Annotated in this window: 24 protein-coding genes and 1 tRNA gene; 14 read left to right on the forward strand and 11 right to left on the reverse strand. The window is 64.3% G+C overall.

Annotation, left to right across the window (positions count from 1 at the left end):
- Positions 1 to 5: 5 nt before the first annotated feature.
- The 3 genes from OIE68_RS42670 to OIE68_RS42680 are packed head-to-tail and all read left to right on the forward strand — an operon-like array spanning position 6 to position 3,809.
- Positions 6 to 908 carry a metal-dependent hydrolase gene (locus OIE68_RS42670; RefSeq protein ID WP_327096561.1) on the forward strand — a complete coding sequence of 301 codons (903 nt, stop codon included), beginning with the start codon at positions 6 to 8 and terminating at the stop codon, positions 906 to 908.
- Between the two features lie 11 nt (positions 909 to 919).
- Positions 920 to 2,011, forward strand: coding sequence for a PDR/VanB family oxidoreductase (locus OIE68_RS42675; RefSeq protein ID WP_327096562.1), 1,092 nt, complete (start codon positions 920 to 922; stop codon positions 2,009 to 2,011).
- A gap of 25 nt (positions 2,012 to 2,036) precedes the next feature.
- Positions 2,037 to 3,809, forward strand: coding sequence for an SDR family oxidoreductase (locus OIE68_RS42680; protein ID WP_327096563.1), 1,773 nt, complete (start codon positions 2,037 to 2,039; stop codon positions 3,807 to 3,809).
- 4 nt (positions 3,810 to 3,813) lie between these two features.
- On the opposite strand, the gene OIE68_RS42685 is transcribed toward OIE68_RS42680, so the two are convergent.
- Positions 3,814 to 4,317: a hypothetical protein gene (locus tag OIE68_RS42685; RefSeq protein WP_419150646.1), complete on the reverse strand. Its 504-nt coding sequence runs from the start codon at positions 4,315 to 4,317 to the stop codon at positions 3,814 to 3,816.
- 1,025 nt (positions 4,318 to 5,342) lie between these two features.
- Here OIE68_RS42685 and OIE68_RS42690 point away from each other — a divergent pair.
- Both OIE68_RS42690 and OIE68_RS42695 read left to right on the forward strand, forming a co-directional pair.
- The gene (locus tag OIE68_RS42690) at positions 5,343 to 6,341 is read left to right on the forward strand and encodes a zinc-binding dehydrogenase (protein WP_327096564.1); all 999 of its coding nucleotides are present in this window, start codon (positions 5,343 to 5,345) and stop codon (positions 6,339 to 6,341) included.
- Between the two features lie 68 nt (positions 6,342 to 6,409).
- Positions 6,410 to 6,559 carry a hypothetical protein gene (locus tag OIE68_RS42695; RefSeq protein ID WP_327096565.1) on the forward strand — a complete coding sequence of 50 codons (150 nt, stop codon included), beginning with the start codon at positions 6,410 to 6,412 and terminating at the stop codon, positions 6,557 to 6,559.
- A gap of 2 nt (positions 6,560 to 6,561) precedes the next feature.
- On the opposite strand, the gene OIE68_RS42700 is transcribed toward OIE68_RS42695, so the two are convergent.
- The gene (locus OIE68_RS42700; protein WP_327096566.1) at positions 6,562 to 6,993 is read right to left on the reverse strand and encodes a nitroreductase family deazaflavin-dependent oxidoreductase; all 432 of its coding nucleotides are present in this window, start codon (positions 6,991 to 6,993) and stop codon (positions 6,562 to 6,564) included.
- A gap of 149 nt (positions 6,994 to 7,142) precedes the next feature.
- Here OIE68_RS42700 and OIE68_RS42705 point away from each other — a divergent pair.
- Positions 7,143 to 7,216, forward strand: a tRNA-Ile gene (locus OIE68_RS42705).
- 200 nt (positions 7,217 to 7,416) lie between these two features.
- Here the strand turns inward: OIE68_RS42705 and OIE68_RS42710 are convergent.
- Entirely contained in the window at positions 7,417 to 8,631 is a 1,215-nt protein-coding gene (locus OIE68_RS42710; protein WP_327096567.1) for a tyrosine-type recombinase/integrase, read from the reverse strand.
- Positions 8,632 to 9,438: 807 nt separating this feature from the next.
- Here OIE68_RS42710 and OIE68_RS42715 point away from each other — a divergent pair.
- From OIE68_RS42715 to OIE68_RS42725, 3 genes are all read left to right on the forward strand, one after another.
- Positions 9,439 to 13,632, forward strand: coding sequence for a TIR domain-containing protein (locus tag OIE68_RS42715; protein WP_327096568.1), 4,194 nt, complete (start codon positions 9,439 to 9,441; stop codon positions 13,630 to 13,632).
- 79 nt (positions 13,633 to 13,711) lie between these two features.
- Positions 13,712 to 14,119 (forward strand): DUF4231 domain-containing protein, encoded by a 408-nt coding sequence (locus tag OIE68_RS42720; protein ID WP_327096569.1) that lies wholly within the window; start codon positions 13,712 to 13,714, stop codon positions 14,117 to 14,119.
- Between the two features lie 429 nt (positions 14,120 to 14,548).
- Complete coding sequence (locus tag OIE68_RS42725; protein WP_327096570.1) at positions 14,549 to 15,316, forward strand: tetratricopeptide repeat protein; 768 nt, start codon at positions 14,549 to 14,551, stop codon at positions 15,314 to 15,316.
- 599 nt (positions 15,317 to 15,915) lie between these two features.
- Here OIE68_RS42725 and OIE68_RS42730 read toward each other — a convergent pair.
- Both OIE68_RS42730 and OIE68_RS42735 read right to left on the reverse strand, forming a co-directional pair.
- Entirely contained in the window at positions 15,916 to 17,289 is a 1,374-nt protein-coding gene (locus OIE68_RS42730; RefSeq protein ID WP_327096571.1) for a DEAD/DEAH box helicase, read from the reverse strand.
- Between the two features lie 572 nt (positions 17,290 to 17,861).
- Positions 17,862 to 18,251: a helix-turn-helix transcriptional regulator gene (locus tag OIE68_RS42735; RefSeq protein ID WP_327096572.1), complete on the reverse strand. Its 390-nt coding sequence runs from the start codon at positions 18,249 to 18,251 to the stop codon at positions 17,862 to 17,864.
- A gap of 196 nt (positions 18,252 to 18,447) precedes the next feature.
- Between OIE68_RS42735 and OIE68_RS42740 the strand changes: the two genes are divergently transcribed.
- From OIE68_RS42740 to OIE68_RS42755, 4 genes are all read left to right on the forward strand, one after another.
- Positions 18,448 to 18,675: a helix-turn-helix domain-containing protein gene (locus tag OIE68_RS42740; RefSeq protein WP_327096573.1), complete on the forward strand. Its 228-nt coding sequence runs from the start codon at positions 18,448 to 18,450 to the stop codon at positions 18,673 to 18,675.
- 173 nt (positions 18,676 to 18,848) lie between these two features.
- On the forward strand, positions 18,849 to 19,802 hold the full coding sequence (locus OIE68_RS42745; RefSeq protein ID WP_327096574.1) for an ATP-binding protein: 954 nt from the start codon (positions 18,849 to 18,851) through the stop codon (positions 19,800 to 19,802).
- 6 nt (positions 19,803 to 19,808) lie between these two features.
- Positions 19,809 to 20,042 carry a hypothetical protein gene (locus OIE68_RS42750; RefSeq protein WP_063047916.1) on the forward strand — a complete coding sequence of 78 codons (234 nt, stop codon included), beginning with the start codon at positions 19,809 to 19,811 and terminating at the stop codon, positions 20,040 to 20,042.
- Between the two features lie 396 nt (positions 20,043 to 20,438).
- Positions 20,439 to 20,681: a hypothetical protein gene (locus tag OIE68_RS42755; protein ID WP_327096575.1), complete on the forward strand. Its 243-nt coding sequence runs from the start codon at positions 20,439 to 20,441 to the stop codon at positions 20,679 to 20,681.
- Positions 20,682 to 21,159: 478 nt separating this feature from the next.
- Here the strand turns inward: OIE68_RS42755 and OIE68_RS42760 are convergent, their stop codons facing one another.
- Entirely contained in the window at positions 21,160 to 21,339 is a 180-nt protein-coding gene (locus tag OIE68_RS42760; protein ID WP_327096576.1) for a hypothetical protein, read from the reverse strand.
- A gap of 473 nt (positions 21,340 to 21,812) precedes the next feature.
- Here OIE68_RS42760 and OIE68_RS42765 point away from each other — a divergent pair, with 473 nt between their 5' ends.
- Complete coding sequence (locus OIE68_RS42765) at positions 21,813 to 22,130, forward strand: hypothetical protein (protein ID WP_327096577.1); 318 nt, start codon at positions 21,813 to 21,815, stop codon at positions 22,128 to 22,130.
- Between the two features lie 171 nt (positions 22,131 to 22,301).
- On the opposite strand, the gene OIE68_RS42770 is transcribed toward OIE68_RS42765, so the two are convergent.
- From OIE68_RS42770 to OIE68_RS42790, 5 genes are all read right to left on the reverse strand, one after another.
- Positions 22,302 to 22,724, reverse strand: coding sequence for an acyl carrier protein (locus OIE68_RS42770; RefSeq protein ID WP_327096578.1), 423 nt, complete (start codon positions 22,722 to 22,724; stop codon positions 22,302 to 22,304).
- 1,039 nt (positions 22,725 to 23,763) lie between these two features.
- Entirely contained in the window at positions 23,764 to 24,132 is a 369-nt protein-coding gene (locus OIE68_RS42775; RefSeq protein WP_327096579.1) for a hypothetical protein, read from the reverse strand.
- 421 nt (positions 24,133 to 24,553) lie between these two features.
- Positions 24,554 to 25,840 (reverse strand): hypothetical protein, encoded by a 1,287-nt coding sequence (locus tag OIE68_RS42780; RefSeq protein WP_327096580.1) that lies wholly within the window; start codon positions 25,838 to 25,840, stop codon positions 24,554 to 24,556.
- A 6-nt stretch (positions 25,841 to 25,846) separates the two neighbouring features.
- Positions 25,847 to 26,152 (reverse strand): WXG100 family type VII secretion target, encoded by a 306-nt coding sequence (locus tag OIE68_RS42785; protein WP_327096581.1) that lies wholly within the window; start codon positions 26,150 to 26,152, stop codon positions 25,847 to 25,849.
- Complete coding sequence (locus OIE68_RS42790) at positions 26,152 to 26,496, reverse strand: WXG100 family type VII secretion target (protein ID WP_327096582.1); 345 nt, start codon at positions 26,494 to 26,496, stop codon at positions 26,152 to 26,154. Before OIE68_RS42790 ends, OIE68_RS42785 begins: the two co-directional genes overlap by 1 nt.
- Positions 26,497 to 26,611: the final 115 nt, after the last annotated feature.

The following is a 26,611-nucleotide window of genomic DNA, read 5'->3' on the forward strand; positions in this document are numbered from 1 at the left end:
TATCGATGAAGCTACTTCGTAGGGTGCAGCGGCGGGCGGACGTCGATCCCGGTGAGGTCGCCCTCAACGCGCGCAATGTGCGGTTCGACTGGGCGGATACTCCCTTGCGATGGATGCCCACGGAACCCATCGCCTCGCATCTCATCAATGCGCTGAACCTGTTGCTGCCCGAGGGGGAGCGGATGTTCTGCGCCGCGTATTCCGAGGCGCTGCCCTACGTCAAGGACGAGAAACTGCGCGAGGCCATGCTCGGCTTCATCGGTCAGGAATCCATGCACGCCGAGACACATGACAAGGTGCTGCACGAGGTGCTCGCCGCGAACGGCATCGATCCGGAACCCTATGTGCGGCAGGCGGAATACCTGTTCCGCAAGTCGCTCGGACCCAAGGATGTCGACGGCGTCGCACAGCGGCAGGTCATGGTGGAGCGACTGGCATTCATCGCCTGCCTGGAGCATTTCTTCGCCTACCTCGGCGATTGGGTGCTCAATGCCGATCTGGAAAAGTTCGGCGCCGACCCGCGAGTGGCCGACCTGTTCCGCTGGCATGGAGCCGAGGAGGTCGAGCACCGGCACGTCGCCCACGATGTGGCCGTCTACTTCGGCGCCGGCTACGTGCGCCGGGCGGCGATCATGACGATCGTCTTCCCGATTTTCATCACGCTGGTGGTACGCGGCACCAAATTCATGGTGCACCAGGATCCCGCACTGCCCGACCTCGGCTATCCACGCCTGATCACGCGGGTCCTCGGCTCGATGTGGCGCGGCGCGCTGCCCGGTGTGCCCTCGCTGTTGTGGAGTGCGCTGACGACGTTCAAGCCCGGCTACAACCCGGAATCCGTCGGTTCGACCGCGCAGGCGGTGGCGTATCTGGCCAAATCGCCCGCGGCCCAGGCGGTTGCGTCTTGAACTGGCGACCGATGCCGCAGCAGCGGCCGGCCGATCTGTTCGGTAAACGCGAGCAGGATCGGGCGGTGCGGGTGCTCGACGCGGTTGCCTCGGCGCGGCTGCGGTGGACCGCGATCATCAACCGCCGGGATCTGTCACCGCGCGCCGATGATCACCGGCTTTCGCTGGTGGTGACCGGTCGACGCATCGAGGCGCACGACCAGGATGTGGTGAGCCTGCGGCTGGAATCGCCGGACGCGCGTGAACTTCCGCCGTGGCGACCGGGCGCGCATCTCGATCTGGAGTTGCCTTCGGGTCGGTTGCGGCAGTACTCGCTGTGCGGTGATCCGGCCGATACCCGCGCGTATCGGATTGCGGTGCGCCGCATTTCCGATGGCGGCGGCGGTTCGGTGGAGGTGCACGACGAGCTGCCGGTCGGATCGCGCATTGTGGTTCGTGGTCCGCGCAATGCGTTCCCGTTCGCGGTGCCCGGTCGCGGATCGCCCGCCGCCCGTTTGCATTTCATCGCGGGCGGGATCGGGATCACGCCGATTCTGCCAATGGCGCGGTTGGCGATGCGGCTCGGGATCGACTGGTCGATGGTGTACACCGGGCGCAATCGCGACACGATTCCGTTTCTCGACGAGATCGCTGGATTCGGGGATCGGGTCACCGTGCGCACCGATGACGAACACGGATTGCCCGACGCCGCAACGCTACTCGCTGGGGTCACCTCTGATACCGCGGTGTACTGCTGCGGCCCGGTCCCGATGACGACCGCCGTCGCGGATGCGGTACGCGAAATGCCCGGCGTCGAACTGCATTCCGAGCGATTTTCGCCACCGCCGATCGTCAACGGTGTCGCATTCGCGATCGAATTCGCCTCCACCGGTGAAGTTGTCGAGGTGGCAGCGGATGAGTCGGCGCTGGAGACGATTCTGCGGAGTCGCCCGGATCGACCGTATTCGTGTCGTCAGGGCTTCTGCCGGACCTGCAAAGTGCGGGTGCTCTCCGGTGAGCCGGAGCATCGCGAGAGCGTGCTCACCGCCGCCGAGCACGAGGCGGGAGAGATGCTCGTCTGCGTCTCGCGTTCGCGGGGTGGGCGATTGGTTTTGGACCTGTGAGTAGGAACCTCGAGGAGATACGTCAATGACGACGACCGACCTGGACTCGGCCGCGACGCGGCGGATCGTGCGCAGCGGCGAATTCGATATCGCCGTCTTCGAGTACGGCGACCCGAGCGCGGAAACCATTGTGCTGGTGCATGGTTGGCCGGACACGCACCATCTCTGGAATGCGGTGGTGCCACTGCTGACCGACCGCTTCCACGTCGTCACCTACGACACCCGCGGCCACGGTGAATCCACCCGCACTCGGCGCGCCCAAGATTTCCGCCTGGATGCGCTGGCCGGTGATTTCTTCGCCGTCGCCGACGCGGTCAGCCCGGATCGGCCGGTGCACGTCCTTGCGCACGACTGGGGTTCGGTGCAGGTGTGGGAGGCGGTGTGCGAACCGCAGGCCGCGGCCCGGGTCGCCTCGTTCACCTCGGTCTCCGGGCCGAACCTGGACCATCTCGCGAAGTGGGTGCGCGCCAGGCTGTCCCGGCCTACGCCGCGCAATCTGTGGCAGCCACTCACCCAGGCGCTGTCATCGGGATACACGGTGTTCTCCATGACACCGGGGCTCGATCAGATCTTCCGGGTTGTCGCGCACGAAAAGCGTTGGCAGCGCATCGTTTCGATCATGAACGACACCGCGCCGTCGAATATCGTGCTCGGCCCGACGTTCCGTCGCGACGCCATAGAAGGCCTGCTCATCTACCGTGCCAATATCCTGCCGCGAATGCTCGCGCCGCGAGAGCGCCGCACCGAGGTGCCTGTGCAGTTGATCGTCGCCGGTCGCGATGTCGCGGTACGGCCCGCGGGCTATGACGATGGGCGCAAATGGGTTTCGCGGCTGTGGCGCCGCGATGTGCCCGCCGGACATTGGATGCCGTTCTCCCATCCCGAATTGCTTGCCACCGCGACCACCGAGCTCATCGACGCGGTCACTAGTGGTGTGGCGCCGCGCGGGCTGCGTCGCGCCGAAATCGGGCGCAGCCGAAAACCATTCGAGGATCAGCTCGTGGTGATCACCGGCGGCGGCAGCGGTATCGGTCGCGAGACGGGCCTGGCATTCGCGCGGCTCGGTGCGGAAATCGTGCTGTCGGATATCAATCTGGGCGCGGCCAAGGAAACGCGGGAGCTGATTGCCGCCGAAGGCGGTGTGGCGCATGCCTATCAGCTCGATGTTTCCGATGAGGAAGCGGTGCACCTGCATGCGGTCGAGGTGCTCGCCGCGCACGGCGTGCCCGACATTCTGATCAACAATGCCGGAATCGGGCAGGCCGGTGGGTTCTTCGATACGCCGTCGGCGGAGTTCGATCGGGTCATGCGGATCAATCTCGGCGGCGTGGTCAATGGCTGCCGTGCCTTCGGTTCGCTGATGGCCGAGCGCGGACTCGGCGGACACATCGTCAACCTGTCCAGCATGGCGGCCTACAGTCCGCAGCAGGGGTTCAGCGCATACTCCACCAGTAAGTCGGCGGTATTCATGTTCTCCGACTGCCTGCGTGCGGAACTGGCCGGGCGCGGCATCTCCGTGCACACCATCTGCCCCGGCATCGTGCACACCAATATCGTTGCCACCACCAGATTTTCGGGTGTCAGCGCGGAGGAGGAGCAGCGCAAGCAGGAGCGGTACGACAAGCTGTACCAGGCGCGGCGCTACGGTCCGGAGAAGGTGGCCGCGCAGATCGTGCGCGCGGTCGAACGGGATCGCAGCATCGTGCCGGTCACCCCGGAGGCGCGGCTGCAGTACCAGCTCAACAAGTTCGCCCCGGCGGTGGTGCGGTTCTTCGCCGCACGAGTGAAGCTCACCTGAGCTTCTAAGGTGTGCCTGCGAGGTCGGCCTCGATGGCCGCGACTCGCTCGGCGCCGATGCCCCACGGGTGCTCGACGCCCACCTTGCTGTCGAGGTCCCAGAGCACGCACGTCTCGCCGTCCATTGCGACCATCGACCACGCGACGACCGTGCGGCCGAGTTGCTCGCCCATGGACCCGTGCGAAATGCCCTTCGTTGCAACACCTTCCGGAAAGTGATGGAGGAAACGGCCGTATGCCGCGGTGCAGAATGCGGCATACATTTCCGTGCACAGAATGAATCCGTGCCAGGCCTCGTCCACGGCATGGGACGGCATACCGATGACCTGACCGTCGCGCATGGCCGCGCCACAACAGCGCAGCCACTGGCGCAGTCCGGTTTCCACCAGTTCCCGCGGTTGCCAGGGGCTGGTTTTGAAAACCGCGTCGGGAAATTCGAGTGCGGCTACCGCCCGCTCGACATCGCTCAGGTCGATTCGGCGCTGGGGACGGTTTCGTAAGAAGGCCACGATTCACTCTACGGCGAAACGGTGATTGTTCGGCCAGCCGTTGCTTTTCGTGGGTTCAGTGTGGGGGAGTGTGCCTATACCATTTCGGAATGGCGGTTTTCTTCGTTGTACTGCTGCTGATCATCCTCCTGGTCGGTGGTGGCATCACGGCACTGGTCGTATTTCTGATCACGCGGTCGACCAACAGGACGGTGCAGCGTGGGCAGATGGGGTATGGGGGCTCCAGTGACTCGCCGTGGGTTTACGGGGCCGCCGGGTTCGAGTCGGGGATGGGTTTCGATCCGGGCAGTGGTGGGGGGCATGGCCACGGTCACGGACATGATCACGGGCACGGGCATGGGCACGATGGTGGAAGCGGCAGCAGCTGTGGTGGCGGGAGTAGCAGTAGCTGCGGCGGTGGCGGGAGCAGTTGCGGTGGCGGCGGGAGCAGCTGTGGCGGTGGCGGGTCCTGAATGCTCGCTCTGCTGCTGGTCTTCCTGATTACGGTCCTCATCATGGGTGGGATCGCCGGGTTCGTGCTGTTGGTGACCAACCTGCCGAGTCGGACGCCGCGGCGTGGGTTCGGGTGGATCGGGGGGCCCAGTTCATCGTCCTGGGATGCCGGAGATTCAGGTGGCGGTGACTCCGGCAGTTCGGGCGGTTGCGGCGGAGGCAGTAGCGGTTGTGGCGGGGGCAGCAGCAGTGGTGGTGGCGGCGGATGTGGCGGCGGCGGCAGTTCCTGACTCAACAGGTTCGCCGCATGCTGTGTCGGATTCACCCCTGGTGGGCGTTGCGGATTCGGAGTAGCGGCGCGCGCTTCGATGGCAGTGCCCTGCATTTCGCGGAAGGTAAGGCGGGCGCGCGTCACTGGGTCCGCGCAACAGAACCGGTGCGGATCTCGGGCCCGGCGGCCGGTTGGCATTGCGGGTGGATTCGATTCCGAGTTCCGCGCTCAGCGTAATCCGGGCGCTCGACTTGACCTCAACCCTGCTTAAGGTTCCAGGCTGGTCCATGTCGGATCGAGTCAGGAATTGATGGAGGTTGTCATGCGCGCTGTACACGCTGCGGAATTCGGTGGACCCGAAGTTCTTTCGGTGCGTGAAGTGCCGGAGCCGGTTGCGGGACAGGGACAGGTGGTCGTCGACGTCGCGGCCGCCGATGTCATGTTCCTGGATGTCCAGCTCCGAAGTGGTTGGGGCACCGAGTTTTTCCAGCTCGAGCCGCCGTATGTGCCAGGCGGTGCGGTCGCCGGAGTGGTCACTTCGGTCGGTGCCGATGTCGACCCGAGCTGGGTCGGAAAGCGCGTTGTCACCGATACCGCCGCGAGCGGCATCGGCAGCGGCCAGCCGATCGGTGGCTACGCGGAGCAGGCACTCGCCAAGGCCGAAACCCTGGTCGCCGTACCCGAAGGGCTGAGCTTGACGGCGGCCGTGGCGCTCGCCCACGATGGCAAGACCGCGCTGGCCATCTTCGACCGAGCCGCGATCCAACCCGGTGAGTGGGTGCTCATCACCGCGGCGGGTGGGGGATTGGGCACCTTGTTGATTCAGCTCGCCCGCGCGGCCGGAGCGAATGTCGTTGCCGCGGCGCGTGGCAGCGCCAAACTGGAGCTCGCGGCACGACTCGGCGCGAATGCGGTCGTCGACTACTCCGAGTCCGACTGGTCGGGGAAGGCGCATGCCGCGACCGGTGGCACCGGTGCGAACGTTGTATTGGACGGTGCCGGTGGCGCATTGGGTGCGGGCGCAATCGAAGCCGCCGCCAACGGCGGGCGCTTCATCGGATATGGCGCTGCCGCAGGGCAATTCGCCGACTTCGATCGAGAAGCGGCGACAGCGCGGGGAATCGACGTGCTCGGGCTGTTCGATCTGACCGGGAAAGGCGATATCGATTGGCTCGCGTTGACCGAACGCTCGCTCGCCGAGGCGGCGGCCGGACGGCTGGAAGTCGTTATCGGCCAGTCCTTCCCGCTCGAGCAGGCCGATCGCGCACATGTGGCAATAGAATCGCGAACCGCCGTTGGACGCACACTTCTTACGGTCTGAACGGCGTTGCGTGACAACTTGTCTCACGTACCTGCAGGTAACCCTCTTGGGGCGCTAAGGTGCCCCGCGTGGAAACGCTGATTGTCGTTGTCGTCGTCCTCGCCGTGCTCGGTCTCGTCGCTCTCATCGTGCAGTGGGCCAGCCGCCCGCCGCGGAGCGAGTCCCGTTGGGACCGTGGTGATGTCGACGACGACTACGAGGCCTGGGAGACCGACTGAACTCAGCCGACCGGAGACAGCACCACCACCGCGATCGGCCGCTTGGTCATCTTCTGGTACTCGCTGTAGCGCCCCTGATTGACCTTGTCGACGATCGCCCAGCGCCGCGCATACTCCGGATCGTCGGGCAGCGTCGCCCGCGCGATCACCGCTACCTTGCGCCGTCCGACCTGAATCTCACACTCCGGCCTAGCCTTCACATTCGCCAACCACCCCGGTGGCCGCGGCGACCCACCATTCGACGCGGTCACCAAATAATCCGCCCCATCCCGCCCATACGTCAGCGCCGACGTCCGCGCCTGCCCCGTCTTGCGCCCCACCGTCCGCAACAACAACGTCGGATTCCCGAACAGCACCCGATGCCCCACCACCCCGCCACTCTTCTCATAAACCCACTGATGCACCTTCAGCACATTCGCAAACAAACCAGCCACAGCCCACCCTCCAGCCCGTTCTCGGATTACGCCCCCACCCTATCCACGCCACACCCCCACCATCCGTCACCACGCCGCCCCCCATCCGAGTGGTGCCAGCCCCACCCCACCCGGTACCATCCCCAACGCTGTCGATATCCACCGCACATGGGGCGGTAGCTCAGTCGGTTAGAGCCGTGGACTCATAATCCATTGGTCGCGGGTTCGAGCCCCGCCCGCCCCACAAACCCCTGGTCAGAGGGTTGCAGTCGGTGTTTGGGCCGTGCTTTAACCGCCCAGGTCACCACTTACTCACCTTTTTCAAATTGCGGGCACATACTGCTCCCTCCAGCTCCCGACACCCTGCCCGGCCAGGGCATCGGGAGCTGGTTGTTTGCTAGCCAGTGATGACCGACGCCGGGTATCGCTGGTCACTCTCGAGGGTCATGTTCGCCTCGTCGTGGCAGTCCCGTCTTGCTCATCCGGGAGAGCGAAGGCCGCGAAGCGATTCCGGGCGTCTGGACCTTGATGGGTGCGTTGGACGTAGTGCCTTCGTGTCACCGCTTCGGTGTTGCCGAGTTGGGCGGCCGCGACACCGATATCGGATTGCCCGCCGTCGGCGTCTTCGGCCAGATGCGTGCCGACAGTCTTGCGCGCCGCATGTGGGTTCTGGGGGATTCCCGTGACTCCGATGCGGTCGAGTGCCCGCTGTAGTTGCTTGCGGGCATTGCGAGGATCGCGCAAGGTCCCTCCTCGGGATGGGAACACGAGATCTTCGGGCTCATGCGGTATCAAGTCACGGCGGGCGGTCAGTCTCTCTACGGCCCACTCGGGCAGCAGCAGTCGGCGTTTGCCGTTCGGGCCGCCCTTGGGATGCGGTTGGATGATCATCCCGCCGCCGCGTATACGCACGACGGTCCCCTCAACGAGCACAGTGGGCTTGGTGGCGTCGAGATCGAGATGCTTCCACTTCAACGCCATCGTCTCGCCAATGCGGCATCCGGTGGCCAACAGGAGATCGACCAGATCGGCGATACCGTTCGCGACGGCGCGCTTGTCGCTACGCAGCCCGCTTCGGATGCGTTGCACCTCGTTGAGCGACCATGCCACAACCGGTTTGTCTTCGACCTGGATCGGTGCGAGCAGCTTGATGATATTTCCGGCACTGGCGCCGTATCGGCTTGCTAGCGTCCACATTCCGGACAAGCACGTCTTCGCGAGTTTCGCGGTCGGCCTGCCCACCTGATCGGCGATGTCTTCGAGCAACCCTTCCAGCACCTGAGTGGTGCACTCAGCGATGGTCAGCTTGCCGATTCTGGGGACGATGTGAAGGTCCAGTATCTCCCCGTATCGGCGTTTGGTGTTCGCAGACAGCTTGGAGCGCTCGACCTTTATCTGCCATCGCTCGACGAGGCGGTGCACGAGCGTATCCGCCGTGATTTCGGACTTCGAGGGTGCGACCCGCCGGGCCAGCTTTTCCTCGAGTGCTGCTATGGCCTTGGGCTTAGATTGTCCGACCGCCTCCACTTGCCGCAGGGCGCCGTCGAGGTCGCGAAGTCTGGTCTTTGCTATGTGCCGGATCGGTTTTCCGGCTGCATCCCGAACGACTGTAGCGGTGATCTTCCCGTGCCGTCCGGGCTTGATTCGTTCGCGCGGCATCAGGCATCCCCGCCGTCAGCGCGCGCGACAGCGCGATTATTCATTTGTACTCCCGTAGATATCAATTCCCGGTGCTAGCCGGTCTTGTGCATTCCAATTCTACTGGGCCACAGCGTTTTACGGAGAATCCGCCAGCGCGACCAAGTCATTGGATTCGGGTGGACCGTTCGGGGCGTCACCTTCGCTCGGACGGTCCTCTTCTGGACGCTGTGCTGACGGCGCGCTCATCGGCACCTGGCCCAGCCCGATTGGACAAGCCAACCTCGGATGGATCCGCGGCGGGCGCCATCTGGCCCGCGTCCTGCCATCGGCACCGCTGTGACGCAAGCCGGGCGGACGGCACCGGACAGACCAATACTGCGGAATCGAACCCCAAGTCGGGCGATGGTCCCGAACAACCGAGTACTGCGGAAACCCCGGCTGAGTCTGCATCCGGAGCAGACGCTCGATAGTCGTGTTCGCGAGATCGACTGCTGGCCAAGGACTGTGCGCCGCCGAACGCGCGGATCGTGGTGTTCGAGATTGTCTGTTTATGGCCTGACCGATGGAATCCGCTCCCTCTGCACGGAAGCGATTGATCAGTGGTGAGTCGATGCGGTGAGGCGTCGCAGGGCCGCGATCGATGAGGGTGGGAAGGGGGATCACGATGATGGCCCTTGACGACGATACTGGGCTGGTTTCTGTTCATCAGTCGTTCAAGGACAACGCGGTCCTGTGGCTGGCACCTTTGTAGTGAGGGACACCCAGCTGGTGAAATCGGTTGTGCCGAGTGCCGGGAATCGGCTGGGGTAGCATCCACGAGTCGGGGTGCTGTCGGGTGAGGGGCCGATCGTTGTGTCACGGGTGTTCATCAGTCATTCCAGCCGTGACAACGCCTGGGCGATAGCGGTGAAACAGTGGTTGGTCGAACAGCAGGGGGACCTGGCCCAGGAGATCTTCCTCGACATCGATCCCGAGACCGGAATCCATTCCGGGCAGCGCTGGAAGGACGCCCTGCGCGAGGCCAAGGAACGCTGCGAAGCCGTGGTGTGTCTGCTGTCGCGGAACTGGCTGGGCTCGCGTGAATGCGAAGCCGAGTACCGCGCCGCCGAGTACTTCGGCAAACGCATCTACTCTGCCCAGATCGAAGCGCTGCACGGTAGCGACGACATCACTCGCGAATGGCAACGCTGTGACCTCTACGGCGACGGCCCACACACCAAGGTCCACATCGGCTCTCGCCGCGAGCCGGTGATGTTGCGCACCACCGGACTGCAACAGCTGTTGACCGGATTACGCGCCGCAGGGATCGGCACCGACCATTTTCCGTGGCCACCGGCCGACGAGCCCGACCGCGCACCCTATCGCGGGTGGGATCCGTACGAACCCGTCGACGCGGCGGTGTTTTTCGGTCGCGACAGCCAGATCCTGCGCGCCATGGACGCACTACGTGCGATGCGCACCGACGGAACCCGGCCGCTCTTCGTCGTCGTCGGCCCCTCGGGCACCGGCAAGTCGTCCTTCCTGCGGGCCGGGCTGATTCCACGGCTGCGCCGCGACGACCGGCATTTCGTCGCGCTGGACACCATGCGCCCGGAACGCGGCGCCCTCACCGGCACCCATGGTCTGGCCGTCGCAGTCCACTCCACCCGCAGACGTCTGGGGCGATCCGCTCCGGATCTCGGTGACATCAAAACAGCACTCACCGAAAAGAACACCACATTGTTGCGGCAATGGCTGATCGACATCCAACAGGTGGTATCGCGCCGTCTAGTCGATGCCACCGCTGAGGCTCCGACGTTGGTGCTGCCCATCGATCAGGCCGAGGAACTGCTGTCTGCGGACGCCGGACCCGAGGGTGCGCGGATGCTGGAGATGCTCGCGGATCTGCTCACCGGGCCTGTGGGTGAGCGGTTGTCGTTGATCACCGTGTTGACCATGCGCACCGACCGCTACGAACACCTGCGATCGGCCCCGCAACTGATCGACGTCGAAACGGTGATATTCGACGATCTCAAACCGATGCCGCGCGACCGGTTCCGGGACATCATTACTAGCCCCGCCCGCCGCAGCGCCCGCCACCTCGATATCGCCCCCGACCTGGTCGACCGGCTGCTGGTCGACTGCGGCGACGGCGCCGACACCCTACCGCTGCTATCACTGACTCTGGGCACCCTCCACCGCGACTACGGCGGCAGTGGTGAACTCACTCTTGCCCACTACACCAAACTCGGTGGGATCGACAAGGTCGTAGCCACCGAGATCGACAACCTGCTATCCAACAATGCCGACACCCGTGACCGCGAACTCGCGCTGCTGCGTTCGGCGTTCATCCCGTTTCTGGCCACCATCGCACCCGACGGTGAGCAGCCGCTGCGCCGAATCGCCCGCTGGAGCGACCTGCCTCCCGACGCTCGCCCGCTGATCGACCGGTTCGTCGACAGCCGTCTGCTCGTCAAGGATCACCGAATAAACGGCGGCGACGACAGGGGCTGGGAGACCGTCGTCGAAGTGGCACTGGAAAGCTTGCTGCGGCAATGGGATGACCTTGCGGGATGGCTGCGGGAGGAAGCCGACGACCTGCGCACAGCCGAGAACCTGGAACGGGCCGCTGCCGACTGGAGCCGCAACAACTGCGCCCCCGCCTGGCTACTGAGCGGCCCACGCCTGACCGCCGCCGAGACTCTCGCCCAACGACCCGGCTTCCTCGAACGCCTCGCCACCGTGCGCGACTACCTGACCGCCTCCCGAGAACACGACGATGCTCGCCACGCCGACGAACTACGCGAAGCCAAAGCCCACGCCGACGCGTTGCGCAAACGTGCCCGAACACTGATCGCGCTCGCGACCGTCGCCATGCTAGTGGCCGTCACGGCAGGCTTCTACTACCTCAGCGCCAATGCCGCCAAACGCCACGCCACAAACCTCGCCGCCACAAACCTCGCCGCGCGCCTGGTCCAAGACGCCCAACAGCAACTCACCACCGGCCACGACGAGCGCCGCGGCGTGTTGGAAACCCTCGCCGCACAAGCCCTCTCACCCGCCACCACCATGACCGCACTGCTCGCCGCGCAGTACCAGATCCAGAACATCCCAAAGATCGTTGATGTCCGCCCCAAACCCGACACTCTGGCGGTCAGCCCGGACGGACGCTGGATGGTCGCGGGCTATTCCACGGGCGTTGTGCGGGTTTGGGACATGAGCTCCGCCGCCGGGCCGCGCGTGCTCACCGGCACCGACGCCAAATGGGTCGCGGCTGTGGCGGTCAGCCCGGACGGACGCTGGGTGATCGCCAGCGACGGCCCGGGTGTTGTGCGGGTTTGGGACATGAACTCCGCCGCCGGGCCGCGCGTGCTCACCGGCACCGGCAACAAACCAGTCGATACTGTGGCGCTCAGTCCGGACGGGCGCTGGGTCGTCGCAGGCGATCGCGCAGGTGTCGTGCGGGTTTGGGACACGAGCTCCGCCGCCGGGCCGCGCGCCCTCACCGGCACCGGCAACGACCGGGTCGCGTCTGTGGCGGTTAGTCCGGACGGGCGCTGGGTGGTCGCAGGCGATGGCGCGCCAGATGGTGGTGCGGGCGTGGTGCGGGCTTGGGACCTGGACTCCGCCGCCGGGCCGCGCGTGCTAACCGACACTGACACCAAATGGGTCACAGCTGTAGCGGTCAGCCCGGACGGACGCTGGGTGATCGCCGGCGGTACCGGGGGTGCGGTGCGGGTTTGGGACACCTACTCCACTACCGGCCCAAGGCTCCTCGCCGGCACCGAGCGTCTTACGTCTTTCACAGTCGATGCTGTGGCGGTCAGTCCGGACGGGCGCTGGGTGGTCGGTGGCGGGGGGCTCGGTGTGATACACGTCTGGGACATGAGCTCCTCCGCTGGGCCGCGCGTCCTCACCCGCACGGGCAGGGACCAGGTTGCGGCTGTGGCGGTTAGTCCGGACGGGCGTTGGGTGGTCGCCGGCAATGTCGCGGGCGTGGTGCGGGTTTGGGACATGAGTTCCATCATCAGCGGGCGACGCGCCCTCCCCGAGGGCATCGGATCTTTCGACGCTGCGGTCAGTCCGGACGGGCGCTGGGTGGTCGCCCGCGATGGCACGGGCATCCTGCGGGTTTGGGACACAAGTTCCGCCGCCGGGCCGCGTGTGCTCACCGACACCAAGTGGCTCGGCACTGTGGCGCTCAGTCCGGGCGGGCGCTGGGTGGTCGCGGGAGACAACGAGGGCGGTGTACGGGTTTGGGACATGAGTTCCGCCGTTGGGCCGCGTGCCCTCCCTGGCACCGGTACCGAGCCGGTCAACGCCGCAGTGGTCAGCCTCGACGGGTACCGAGTGGTCACCGACGATGATGTGGGCGTGGTGCGGGTGTGGGACACGCGTTCCGCCGCTGGGCCGCGTGTCCTCCCCGACATCGAGCACCGCGGCCCTTTGGCGCTCAGTCCGGACGGGCGTTGGCTGGTTGCCGGCGATCTCGACGGTGCGGTGCGGGTTTGGGACTTGAGTTCGGCCACCATCGGACAACGTAACCTCCCCGGGGTCGGCACCGATTCGGTAGATGCGGTGGCGGTCAGTCCGGACGGGCGCTGGGTGGTCGCAGGCGATAGTAAGGGCGCGGTGCGGGTTTGGGACTTGAGTTCGGCCACCATCGGACAACGTAACCTCCCCGGGGTCGGCACCGGTTCAGCAGATGCGGTGGCGGTCAGTGCGGACGGGCGCTGGGTGGCCGCTGCCGATTTGGAGGCGATCCGGGTCTGGAGCACTGACTCGAACCAGAACGGGGTCGCTGTGGCAGACCAGAACATGGGCAGTATCAAAGGGCTCGCGTTCGATCCCCGAAATCCGTCGATCAGCGCCGTGTCAAGGGATGGCCTCGTCGCGGTGTACCCGCTCGCTCCGGACCCGAAGATCTTGTGTTCCAGGCTGACAACGACGATGAGCAAAACCGAATGGGACGATTGGGTGACACCGGACCTGCCGCCCGCCCGGCTGTGCGACGGCCTGGAACCACCGACCCGCAACTGAGGAAAACCGAACCCGCCCCATAAAGCCATGAGAAAGGCACAGCGTGGTAGTGCAAACCGAGGCCACGACTACCGACCCAGTGTGGCAGCGGCTGACCGATCAGATCGCCTGGTACAGCACTCGGAGCCGATCGGCACAACGGGCATACAAGCTGGTCAAACTCGCTCAGGTCGTCATCGGTGCCACCGTCCCCGTCATCGCAGCTTTGCAGGCCCCCGCAGCCGTGACGGCATCGGTAGCCGCAGTCGTGGTGGCAGCCGAAGGAGTTCAACAACTGTTCCAGTGGCACGAGAACTGGCTGAACTACCGCTCCACAGCAGAAGCGTTGAAGCACGAACGGCTCATGTACCTGGCCGAATCGGGTCCGTATACAAGACCCAACCGGAGGAAGATCCTTGTGCAACGGATAGAAAGCATTGCAGCACAAGAGAATACAGAGTGGAAGTCGGTGCACGCCGAAAGCGACAAAGACACAGACAATTCGTAGCAGACAAGAACGGTCGAGAGGCAGACCGTTATTCCCGTTCGCGTGATGATGGTCGCTTCCGGAATGCGTATGAGGCACTACAGGGCAATCCGAAGGCAGGTCGCATTGCTTGCACGGCTCAAGGGAGTTGTGTCGTCGCACGCAGCCAGCCCTTCCAGCTGAGCCGCTCAACGGGCCATGACCGTCATCCGGTAATCGGCTACCGCGTGTTCCGGATGGCAGCATCGGTGTCGGTTCATGACCTCGTATCGCTTTCCTTTGATGAGTGAGGCTGCCGCCGCCCCAGTTCCGTTTCCGTGGGCCTGCCGCACGGATCGTCGGAGAAGCATCGGCTCGTTGTCTTCGTGAGTGTCGTGACTCGAGTGAGATAGGTTTTCTGGGCTGGAGTGGTGAGGTTTCCGCTCGCCAGTTGGACCAGGAGGGGACAGCGTGTTGGAACCGTTCAAACGGGCAGCGGCCGCTCTGAGCCGGCGCTTTAAGGGCACGGCGAGCGGGACCGCGGCCAGTTCTGGTGAGGCCGATCCCGTCTCGCTGATGGAAGAACTTCTGCCACTGCAGGAGCAAAGCCTCGGTCACGACCACCCGGACACCAACGAGACGCGCGATCGTCTCGCCGACGCTTATCATCGGGCAGGGCGGGGGGATGACGAAGTTCCGCTTTTGAAGCAGCTTCTGGCGTACCGGGAGCGGGTCCTCGGTCACGATCACCACGACACCAACGCCGTTCACAATCGACTCGGCGGCACCTATATGTCGCTGAGTCGATGGGACGAAGCCATTCCGCACTTCGAACAACTTCTCGCGTATCGCGAGAAAATGTTCGGGCCCGAGGTGTATTCCGTGGTGGGCGCTCGCCGCGTGCTTGGCGTGGCGTGCTACCGGGCGTGCCGATATGCCGAGGCCGTCGCGTTGTTCGAACGGAACCTGACGTACGTCGACAGAGGCGGCGCCGAGACCTACGAAGATCGTTGCAATCTCGCTGCCGCCTATGAGGCTGCGGGTCGCTGGGATCAGGCGATCCCGTTGTATGAAGAGCTCCTGACTTACCGGGAACAGCTTGTCGGGCACAATGATCCCTTCGCGCAGCGCGCCCGCGACGACCTCGTTCGCGTGTACCGGTCGGCGGACCGACCCGACGAGGCTGCCGCCTTGTCCGAAGCAGGACCGCACCGACGGCCCTCGTCGACACAGGAGTGACGGCATCTCGAACTTGCACGGGGGCGGTGCGGCACGTCGAGACTTTCCGCACTACGTGCACGTCCGGAGTGTTCGTCGTTGGCGCATGCGAAAACCTGGAATCGGCATGTGGGCGCGTTCGGCCACAGGTCGAGTTCCGTTGCGGGACAATAGTTCAGAAACCTCTCACCGACCGCTCAACGGCATGGCCGTGCATTCTCTCGGGGCTAGTACTGCAACGGCACTCGGTTCGGTAGTGTGCTGGGGGCGGTGTTGGATGTTATTGCGGCGGAGTTGGATTCGCTGTGTGGGAGGATCGGTGGCCGTTCGCGCGGTCGAAGCCGCGGGGCCGGGCGCGGGGTAGATGGCCGGGTTGGATCGGAAAGGTCCAAGTGTCGTGTCCCGGCGTGTTCCTCTTGGCCACGCCCGCAGATTTCCCGGCTACGCAATCGCACGGCAACCCATCAGGCGCGACTGCCTCGCACTCGATGGGTTGCCCGTCAGTACCGGCGTCATCAGCCACGTTCACCAGCATTCGATGCCTGGCAGTTGGCCGGCGATGCTCAGCGATTCGGCGATCTCGGCATGGGCTTGTCTGGGGGAGCGACCGAAAACGGGCCTTATGCGGCCGTTCCGCGCGCGGAGTGAGCGCGCGGCTTGGCGCGCGACTGACCATGCGCCGCGTTGCGACGACCGCTGCCTTGGCGCGGTCCGCCGCTGCCCCTGCGCGCTCCGCCACTGCTACGGTACGGTCCGCTGCTGCTGCGGCGGTCGTCTTCACGTGCCGCCCGCTCGCTGTAGGAGGGCGCGACGAATGGGGCAATCGTGCCGACGAGTTCGGCCACCACGGGCGAATCGGCGGTGACCCGTTGCGGGGTCACAGTGATCTTGGCCTTGCGCATGATGTCGGCCAGGTCGCGTCGTTCGCCGGGCAGCACCAGGGTGATCACTTCACCGGAGTTGCCAGCTCGCGCGGTACGGCCCGAACGGTGCAGGTACGCCTTGTGTTCGGCGGGCGGATCAACGTGCACGACCAGCTCGACACCGTCGACGTGCACGCCGCGCGCGGCCACATCGGTCGCCACCAGCACCAGGGCATCACCGGCGGCGAAGACCGCGAGGTTGCGGTCGCGGGCGCCCTGCGAGAGGTTGCCGTGCAGATCGACGGCCGGAATTCCGGCGAGGGTCAGTTGCTTGGCCAGTTTGCGAGCCTGATGTTTGGTGCGCATGAACAGGATTCGCCGACCCGAGCCGGAGGCGAGCCGGTGTACGACCTCGCGCTTGGCTTCGACGCTCGCGGTTTCGAAAACGTGATGGGTCATGGCGGCGACCGGGGAGTTCGCCTCATCGACGGAATGCAGCTTGGCATCCGGCAGGAAGCGGCTGACCAGCTTGTTGACGCCGTTATCCAGGGTGGCTGAGAACAGCAGGCGCTGACCGTCATTCGGGGTGGCCGCGAGAATGCGGGTCACGCCTGGCAGGAACCCGAGGTCGGCCATGTGGTCGGCCTCGTCGATCACGGTGACCTCGACGGCATCCAGGGAGATCAGACGTTGGTTCATCAGATCCTCGAGCCGGCCGGGGCAGGCGACGACAATGTCGACACCGGCGCGCAGCGCCCGGACCTGCCGGTTCTGCGGGACCCCACCGAAAATCGTGGTGACGGTCATGCGATAGGCCGCGGCGAGAGGTTCCAGCGCGGCCGTGATCTGGGTGGCCAATTCCCGAGTCGGCGCCAGCACCAGGCCGGTCGGGCGGCTCGGTGCGCGCCTACCGGCGAGACCGCCGCCGAGACGGTTGACCATCGGGATGGCGAAGGCGAGCGTCTTGCCGCTGCCGGTCCGGCCACGGCCCAGCACGTCGCGTCCGGCCAGCGAATCGGGCAGGGTGTCGGTCTGGATCGGAAAAGGTTCGGTGATCCCGGCGCGAGTCAACGCCTTCACCAGCGGTGCGCTCACGCCGAGCGCGGCAAAAGAAATGTCAGCAGAACTCATAGGTGTTGCGGTGCCTTTCGGGCATCAGGTGGTGCCCGAGCCGTCTGTGGACCTTCCGGGTCCGCGCCGGGGCACGAAATGGCGAGATTGCCAATGGGCAAAATCGATCGCCGTAAGAAGAGCGGATGCGGCAAGCGCTGGTTGCGAAGCGAATGCGATCTACGACGCTTGGCGTGACATGTCACGCACTTGATCAACAATAGCCTGTGATGGGCGGTTCGTACTCATCGGGTGAGGTTTCTCGCCTCTGGCCAGGGATGGGCCGCCAGACTCGTGTTTCTAGGCCGGAACCGTATTGGCCGGCGGTAAGGGAGCAGAGTCCGAGGTCAGACTTCGGCGCATGATCTGCAACTGGCCCCCGCGCTATCGCGGTTACCAGTGCGACATTGCTCAGTTTGGTAGACCGAAAGCGAGACCCGTTGTGGGATGGTTCCTGGACTTCTGGTACTTGGCCGTCCGACGAGGACCATCCCATCCTCTTGGTCTCAGTAGGTTAGACGCGGACCACGCACGTTCGGTTCCATCAGTTCATCGCGATCCGAACCGCGCATCGGTGGCCACTCGTGAACAAGCTAGTCGCCGGAGAGGACGACAACTCCGGTGGTCTGAATTTTCAATGGCGGCCGTGGATGTCGGTTCGTCGCCGCGAGCGCGCGGATGAGATCTGTGACGAGCTTGCGTTGCTCTCGACCGAGGAGCGCTGCCTCCGGTGGAGGCAGGTACGGCTCGTCGAGCTCGAGCGCGATACCGGACCAGTGCGCGACATCGCGCACGTCGAGCTTCAAAGCTTGGGCGACGGCGCGGATGGTGTCGATCGAGGACGGGTGCTCAGGGTTGTCGATCAACCGGCTGACGGTGGTCGGGTGTACACCGGCGGTGTCGGCGAGTTCGTTTCGGCTGGTAATACCCGCTGCGGCCATGGCGGAGGCCCAGGGCTCGGGTACGGCGCGCTTGCGTGGCATGTCCACAAGCGCAGGGCATGTGTCGATACCGAAATGGGTATTGGTGAGGAACTGAGGGGATGTGTGCAGTTATTTCAAACTATCGGGCATATCTAGCTGGTCCGATGTATCTCATAGATGTGGGTTTGAGTAGACATCATTAGGTTCTGTTGTTACTGCTTGCTCAGGGGTAGGAGGACACTGGAGGGAGGCCGGGATGGTCTATCGGGCGAGGTTGAAGTCCCGGACAGCATTACGTGAGGCGATGCAAGCCCAGGGTGTGCCGGTGCGGGTTCTGGCCGAGCGCGCCGGGTGCGGCAAAAGCATCGTCGGGTTGTTGCGGTCGGGGGCGCGGAGTTCGTGTAGCCCGGAGCTGGCGGCGAAACTCGCTGCGGCGCTGGATGTCCCGGCCGAGCACATGTTCCGGATCGAGGAGAGGGGATAAACGCAAGGGGCGAGCACAGTTTGATCTACGGGAGAAAAACGGTTGACCCGGCGGGCTAGCACTCCGCCGGGTCGGTGCACATCTACGGGAGTAGTTATGCGGTATCAGTTTAACCCGGCCACCGATGTCTTGGTGGCCGGGCTCGCCGTTTATCCACCGGTGCGGTGGTGGTGATGGCGTTCGAGTTTAAGCCTGCGGTCCGGCGAAAGAGCAAGGCGCGCATGGCGTTAGCCGGACCATCTGGGTCGGGCAAGACTTATACCGCTCTCGCGTTGGCCTGGGAATGGGCGCAGCGTGAGGGCGGAATCGTTGGCATGGTCGACACCGAGCATGGCAGCGCCAGCAAGTATCAGGGCCTCAACGGCTGGGGTTGGCAGACGGTCGAGCCGGATCGGTTCTCACCGGCCAGCCTGGTCGAAATCCTCGGTGTAGCGGCCGGTCACGGGTTCACCACGCTGATCATCGACTCGTGGTCGCACTACTGGATGGGCCAGGACGGGATGCTCGAGCAGGTCGACCGCCGCAAATCGGGCAGCAACAGCTTCTCGGGGTGGAAGGAAGCCAACCCCGACGAGCGCCGGATGGTCGAGGCGATGCTTACCTTCCCTGGGCACTTGATCGTCACCATGCGCACCAAGACCGAGTACGTCGTCGACGAAGACGGCAAAGGCCGTTCGGTCCCGCGCAAGGTCGGCACCCGCCCGGTGCAGCGAGAAGGCCTCGAGTTCGAGTTCGATATCGTCGCCGACCTCGACCTGCGCAACAACCTGCACATCTCCAAGACCCGTCTGCCGTTTCTGACCAACCAGGTGATCCCCATTCCCGGTGCGGAGTTGGCCAACCAGATCGCCGATTGGCTCGACTGCGGCGAAGACGTCCCCACGGTCGCTGAGTTCCGGCAGCGGATCCTCGATGTGGAATCCATGGAGCAGTTGCGCGCGGTCTATCTCGAGATCGAGTCCTATCGGTTGCTTGGTGCACCCACGGTCGACCTCGAGGGCTCTGCGACCACGCTGCGGGAATTGATCGTGGCGATCAAGCAGGCTATGGAGGCGGTGGACGCCAAGCAGGCCGGGCTGCGCGGCTCAGTGGAGACCTCCGAGAAGCACGCACAGGAGAGGGGGTGAGAACGAATGACGAAACGTTGTGACGCACACGGGTGCGAGCATGGGTTGCTCGACACTGCCGAGATCGCAGCACGGTTGAAGGTGACCAAGCAGCTGGTGTTGCAGTGGAGGGCGCAGGTGAAGCCGCATCCCTTGGCGGACAAGGGGTTCCGGCTCAATGGCGATTCCGGTCCACTGCGATGGCGGGAATGTCACTACCACCAATACCTCGATGAGCTCGCGCAGCCGAGGTCGGCATGAGTACCCGCCGCGGGCGTTCACAGCCCAGCGCCGCACGCATCGCCGCTGAGGACGCCCGCATGGTCTTTATCGAGGAGTACCGGTTTCTGCGCCAGTCGCTGATGAGCCACGAGGCGATTGCCCGCAAGCTCGGAATCACGGTGGGCACCCTGCAGACCCGGATCCTGCGCTACGACTGCCTGATCCTATCGCCAGCCGAGCAACGCATCTCCGACAACCTCGACGCCCTCATCGAACACGGAGAGCCGTTCACCCTCGAGCAGGTCTGCGCGCTCGATGACGGGACAGCCCTCTGGCTGATCAGCGCTGCCCTCAAACGGGGCCGCGTCCGCTCATCGCAGACACGGTCCAGCAGAACACAGCAGCCCCGGTGTACACGCCGGTGCGGAGCCGTCCATGACCGCGCACGAGACCGCCAGTACGCCAGCACGATTGCCTCTCTGGGGCGAGCACGACCCGTTCGGCGACGGCGAGCAATGGGCTGTGATCCACCAGTGCCGCGATATACACGGCCGAGTGATGCGGGTGCTCTACGAGTGCGACTACATCATCGAGAGCAGCGGCGGCCGTGCCAGTGTGACCGAACGGCGTTGGCACGACGGTGAACACGAATCCCGTGATGTCGACCCACTCGACTGATCGCCCCGCCTTCGATCCCGCGCACCGGGTTCGTCGACCGCGCATCGTGATGGGGGCGGTTGGTGTGCACCGTCTTTCGGAGTACCGGTATGTCCGCTGAACTGGCCGAGGTTAAGAAGGAAACGCGCGCCTACATCAAGCTGAGTCTCGATTTCCTGGAGAACCATCGCACCGGTCCGCTGTCACCGGTGGCGAAGCTGACCCTGATCGGGTTGTGGATGTACTGCGCCCGTAACCGCACCGACGGTGTCATTCCCGCCTCGTACGCGCGTCGCTCAGTACCCAAACGCCTGCGTGAGAACCTCACAGTGGCGGGATGCTGGCATCACCACGATTGCACTACGGCAGCGCCGTGCCTGCACGGCGCGTGCATGGTGGCGGCACCGTGCGGGCAGGAGGTGTTCGTGATGCACGATTACGGCAGGCATCAGAGCCTCCACGGCGTCATCGCCGACAAGTGTGCGAAGGACCGTCGCGGCTATATCAAGCTCAGTGTCGATTTCTTGGAGAACCATCGCACCGGTCCGCTGTCACCGGTGGCGAAGCTGACCTTGATCGAGCTGTGGATGTACTGCCACCGCAACCGCACCAATGGCCTCGTGCCTTCCGCCGTAGCCCGCAGGATCGCGCCACGACGCATCCGTGACGCGCTCACCATGGCGGGATGCTGGCGCCACCACGACTGCACCACGGCCACGCCGTGCCGCTACGGTGCGTGCACAGTGTCGACACCATGCGGCCAAGGTTTCGCCATCATGCACGACTATCGCCACCATCAAACCGTCTATTCCGACTCCACTCGACGCCAGGAACAGGCCAGGTCAGACAGCAAATCAGGCGTGCTGGCGAAGGCGGAGAATCAACGCCTGGGCGCTAGCGAAACCGGTAGCGAATCCGTTGGCGCCGCAGCTGGCCTCGCGTACGCGTCTCACAGATCACAAGTCACATATATCTCTTCTTCTGTAGGTTCGGATCCTGCGGTAGGTAACGCGAGGGAGGAGAAAAATCTCCGACCACCCAGACCGCCGACCCAACGTCGCCGCCCCGGCGGGGACGAAGTCGCTGACCGGCTCAACGCCGCCGCCCCTGAAATCCCGGCGACCCCGGCAATGCGCCAACCACGTCGTAGTCATGCACGTCCACCGCGACGTCGACCTCGACACCGGCACCGGCACCGAGCCGACCATCATCTCCGAAACCGCCTTGTTCCGGTACTTCCCACCCGGCACACCACAACCACCGACCCGGGAATCCTTCCTCGTCGGCCGGGAACTGTTGTCCATCGTCGACGACGATGACGCCGAACGCTACCGAGCCGCCATCGACGGCCACGGAGTCAACATCGAAATCGGCGACCACGGCGCACGCCACCGCGCCGACGGCCACGTCAACCCGGACCTGTTCGTCCAGCAGATCACCGGCCAAATAGTCGCAGGGACAGTGGAATAGCCACTGGCGGATCCGTCCGCCGATCAGACACAACGATCGGCGGACGGACCGTCACCCAGCATGGTCGTAGGGCCCAGCCATCAATGCCGTTGTGCGCCATCGGTAGTTGTCCGCTGCGAGTCGCAGGTGACGCAGAGGCGGCGCCGTGGATAGCGACTTCTCGGGTCTCGGCTACGCTGCTCCGCCATTGGTTCTGCCTTGTGCGAGATGCCCTGCCACGTCTTCGACCGATTGCATCGCCAGTGAGGAAATCAGCCAGCCGTTGCCGTCGACTGCAAACTCCTGTCGAGCTCTTGCTCCGATTTGGATCAGGGCCAGCGAATCGATTCCCGTCTCGAACACTGGTCGTTTGACATCGATCGGCCACGGTTCCGGCTGAAATTCTCGTATCCGCGCCAGCAACCACTCGAGCTCGGCCGCTGCTGGTGGCACAGACGGCGCGTCGACCAGAACGCTCTGGTGCTCGGCTGCATCCAGCACCTCACGTGCGCTAGCAGCGAAACGGTCGAGATCGCTGCGAATCTGCGCCTCCAAGCTCAGGCACACCCCAGCGGCCTCCACGGCATTCCGCTCCGACGGCGGCTTCAGCAGCAACTCTTCCAGTAGCCGCCGGAAGATGACGATGTTCTCCTCCGCTCGGCGCGTCGGCACCAGAATGGATTGCGGCCCTTCGACGAAGTTGGTTGCGCTGGCGCGTCGGACCTGATCGGTGAGGGAATGAGCCGACTCCAATCGCGATCGGATACCCGTATCGTCCAGCCCCGCCGATCGGACAAGTCGCCAGATCGCGGTGAGTTCGTCTCGGGCCTGTGCACCGGCGTCCAGGAACGCAGCATAGGCGTCACGTCGCTTTTCTCTCTGCCACTGGACGCTGTCACTTGCCTTCTGGGACAAAGCAACACGGCGAGCCGATCGTCCCGCAATCGCCGCTGCGCTCGAAGCCCCCACCGCGCCAACAGCTGCACCGATCAGAGCGATCCAACCCGGGTCCATGACAACCAAGTATGACCGATTACATCGCCGTGTGGCTTGGACCGTGGCATGCCACTGACCACGTCATGGTCCCGCACATTGAAAGCGACACCGGCACCAGCACTGGGGCGGCCGCGATCCGAGAAACAGTGCTGTGCCGGTACTTCCAACCGGGCACTGCACGACCATCGATTCGTGAATCCTTCATCATGGGAGAGCAATTCGTGTCGGTTCCTGACGACGACAGCGACGCACTCGGCTACCACGCTGCCATCGACAACAACGGCGTCACCGTCGAAATAGACGAACGCCAATAAGCCCGCTACGGGGTCGAAGGGCACGTCAGCCCGGATCTGTTCGACAGCAGGTCACCGGGCAGATGGTCATCGGCGTCAGCCCATAATCATTTCGCGACGCGCCGAATCCTCCTCTGCGAGTTGCGCATCGGACCGCTTGGATCGATGCGCAACCCGGACTTCTGCGTAAACGCGGGCCACGAGCTCGGGCAGTTGGATTTCAACCGAATGGCAGACGGCCAGACAACACGAGATGATCTCTGCCCGTTGATCTTCCGGCTACCCGACTCCAAGATCCGGCTACCCGATTTTCTGCCCTACGTTGCATGACGGGTAACTAGGTGCTGCCCGAGTCGAGGACAGCTCTACAGAACCTCGATTTGTGCGGGCTCGGGCAGCGCCCGTGGGCGCTCATCCGTATACCAGGCGTACTCGATTCCGCTGAGCCTGCCGTTCTCGACCCACAGGATGACCTCACCGACAGGTGCCCCGTTCCGGTCCGTGACCGCTCCGCTGGCAAAGATCCCGTCCGTCGATCCGGATGCCGGCACCGCACCGGGCAGCACCGCCAGGTCAACGCTGGGCGAACCGACACCCCAGGTCGCGACGACCTGCGCGAACGGGATCTGCGACAGGAACTCACCCGCACCGGCGGCACCGGACGACAGCAGCTTGGTGACGACGCCGGACTCGAGCTCGGTCAGCGCCTGCGGCTGAATCGGTGTGGCACTCATCAGCCCTCCTCGTAGGTGGTGTTACTTGAACCGCTTGATCAAGACATCGGCCGGGTTCGGTAGCGACACTGGGCACCGGTCTGTGTGCCACGCGTACTCGAGCCCGTGTAGAAACCCATCCTCTGCCCAAAGGGTGATGAATCCAGTGACAGTCCCGCGCGGGTCGGTCACTTCACCGGATACCGGCAACTCGCCATCTTCAAAGCTCGACTTTGGCGCATCGGAAGAGACATGCAGATAGAGACTCGGCGACCCGTCGCTCCACTTGGCAGCCACCCGAGTGTGCGCGATTTGTGATACGAACTCACTCGCACCGGGAAAGTCGACCGACAACAATTTCCGAATGATTGACTCTTCCAACGAAGAGAGCGGGCGTGGCATTGTCGATGTTCCATTCATATTTCCTCACCTTCCAAAAGCGTTAGGGAATGTATGCCGTACTGATCTTGAATACACCGTCAATCATCGCGCCGCGTACATGTATCGTATGTCCATCTATTGTTCTCACCAAAGCGTTACCCGGCCCATAGACCCCCTCGGGAACCCCCTGAACACTCTCAATCAATTTTCTCATGGCTTGTTCCCGGCTACCAGATTGCTGGACAAATTCGTCCAGATTATGCTTCGAATAGTCGAATACATGTTTCATCGGTTCGTCCTTGAGCGCGTAGTCAAGCGAACTCTTCAACTTGTCGCGCGCGATCCTGGCGATATCGGCCGTGCGCTGTGCCATGAGGTCGGCGATGCGCTGGAGCGCCGCCCGTCTCGCGGCGAGATCCTCGCCGGTTTCGGTGACCTTGTCGACGAATTTCGCTAACCGTTTGGCGGCAAGCACCCGGTCGACATACTTCTTCATCTTCAGCGCGAGCTTGCCCGCTTTGGCGGCGGCGATCGCCGCCGCACCGAACCCGGCCGTCAATGCACCCGCTATCACACTGAGGACGACGGTCTCGGCGACCTCCTGAGCGAGATCCTTGGCGAGATCGACCAGCAGCTGGCCCAATTGCGTCCGGAACTCCAGAATCGCGGAGCGATGGTCGCGGCAGGATTTGGCGAGGTCCTTGTAGAGGGTGAGCACGCCCTCGGCGGACGCCTTCAGCTCCCGGATGTCCTCATCGACATGGGAGGCATCGGGAGCGGTTTCGCTCTCGAATGTCTTCGCCAGCTGGTCCAGCAGCGTCGGCAGGTTGCCCACCCCCGATTCGGAGGAGGCGAGCTTGTCCCAGGCATCGGCGGCGGTCTGCAAGTCGTGGGGTTCCCCGTCGGGCATCGACACGCCGAAATCCTCGAGCGCCGACACCGCGAACCCGACATCGTCGAACAGGCCACTACCGGGCCCTCCTGCCGAGGGCGGCGGTGTCACGCATACCGACCATGCAGGCAACAAATCCGCTGGTTTCGTCGGTTCCGGTCGGCCGGTTCCCGCAACGTAATCCGCGAGAGCGTAGTTGTAGCCGAGCTGGTTCAGTATGCCGGCGTAGTTGCCCATCGCGGTGACAAGCAGCTCTGTCATACTCCTCGCCGTGGTGACGGTCGAATCATAGGACGTGGCCCACGCTTTGGATTCGCCCACATTGCCGCCCATATTGGCGGTTTCGCTCAGCGCGGCGATCTGTGTGGAGAAGATCCGCTGGTACGCGGTGGCGTACGAATACAGTGTCTTGCCAGCCGAGGAATACACCGCGGGATCGACTACCAACGTCGTCATCGGGTCCTACGACCTGCCCAGCATCGCAAGATTCGCGGCGATGGCGGCCGTGTATCGGTCGTGCGCATCCCGTACCGCTTGGCGCATGGTGTCGATCCCCTCGGAAACATCGGTCGCCCCGGTGTGCCACTCGCGAAAAGCCTCGGCCTGCGCATCCGCGGCGGCACCGTTCCAGTTCTGCTGCACCGTGGAGATGCGGTGCTGCAACCCGTCGAGACTGTCGTTGAGGAAACCGATGAACCCGGAGACGCGGGCGACCATTTGCTCGAGCTCGTCGAGATCGACACGGAAAGGCTGTGCGTTCTCGACCATCACAACTCCGGAAGGTCCAGCGACCCGGTGAACGCGAGAGTGGTGTCTGCCCGCGCCTTGTCCTGATCGTCCAGGGTCCGGCTCGCGACACCGAGCAGTTCGGCCATATCGGCCAACGCGTCGAGGATGGTGTCGGCGCCCTGCTTGGTTTCTGTCCACCCCGCGCTGAACGAATCGGCGGAGGTGCCGCGCCAATTGGACAGCAGTGCTGTGATGTCCGTATCGATCGAGTTCAGGCCGTTGACGAGCGATTCAGCGACCTGCTGGACGTACCGGCCGGCGTCGGTGACTTCGTCGGGGACCAGCGCGAAATCGTTGGGGGTCGAGCCGGGTTGGCCTATCATGCAGCCTCCTCGAACGTTGGTGCGGATCAACAGGTTAGACGCGAGTGTGTATTGGTCGGTTCCATGGTCGGGATGTGAGTCAGTCACGCGATGGACGGTGTAGGAATGGACAACC

The organism is Nocardia vinacea (assembly GCF_035920345.1).
Lineage (GTDB): Bacteria > Actinomycetota > Actinomycetes > Mycobacteriales > Mycobacteriaceae > Nocardia > Nocardia vinacea_A.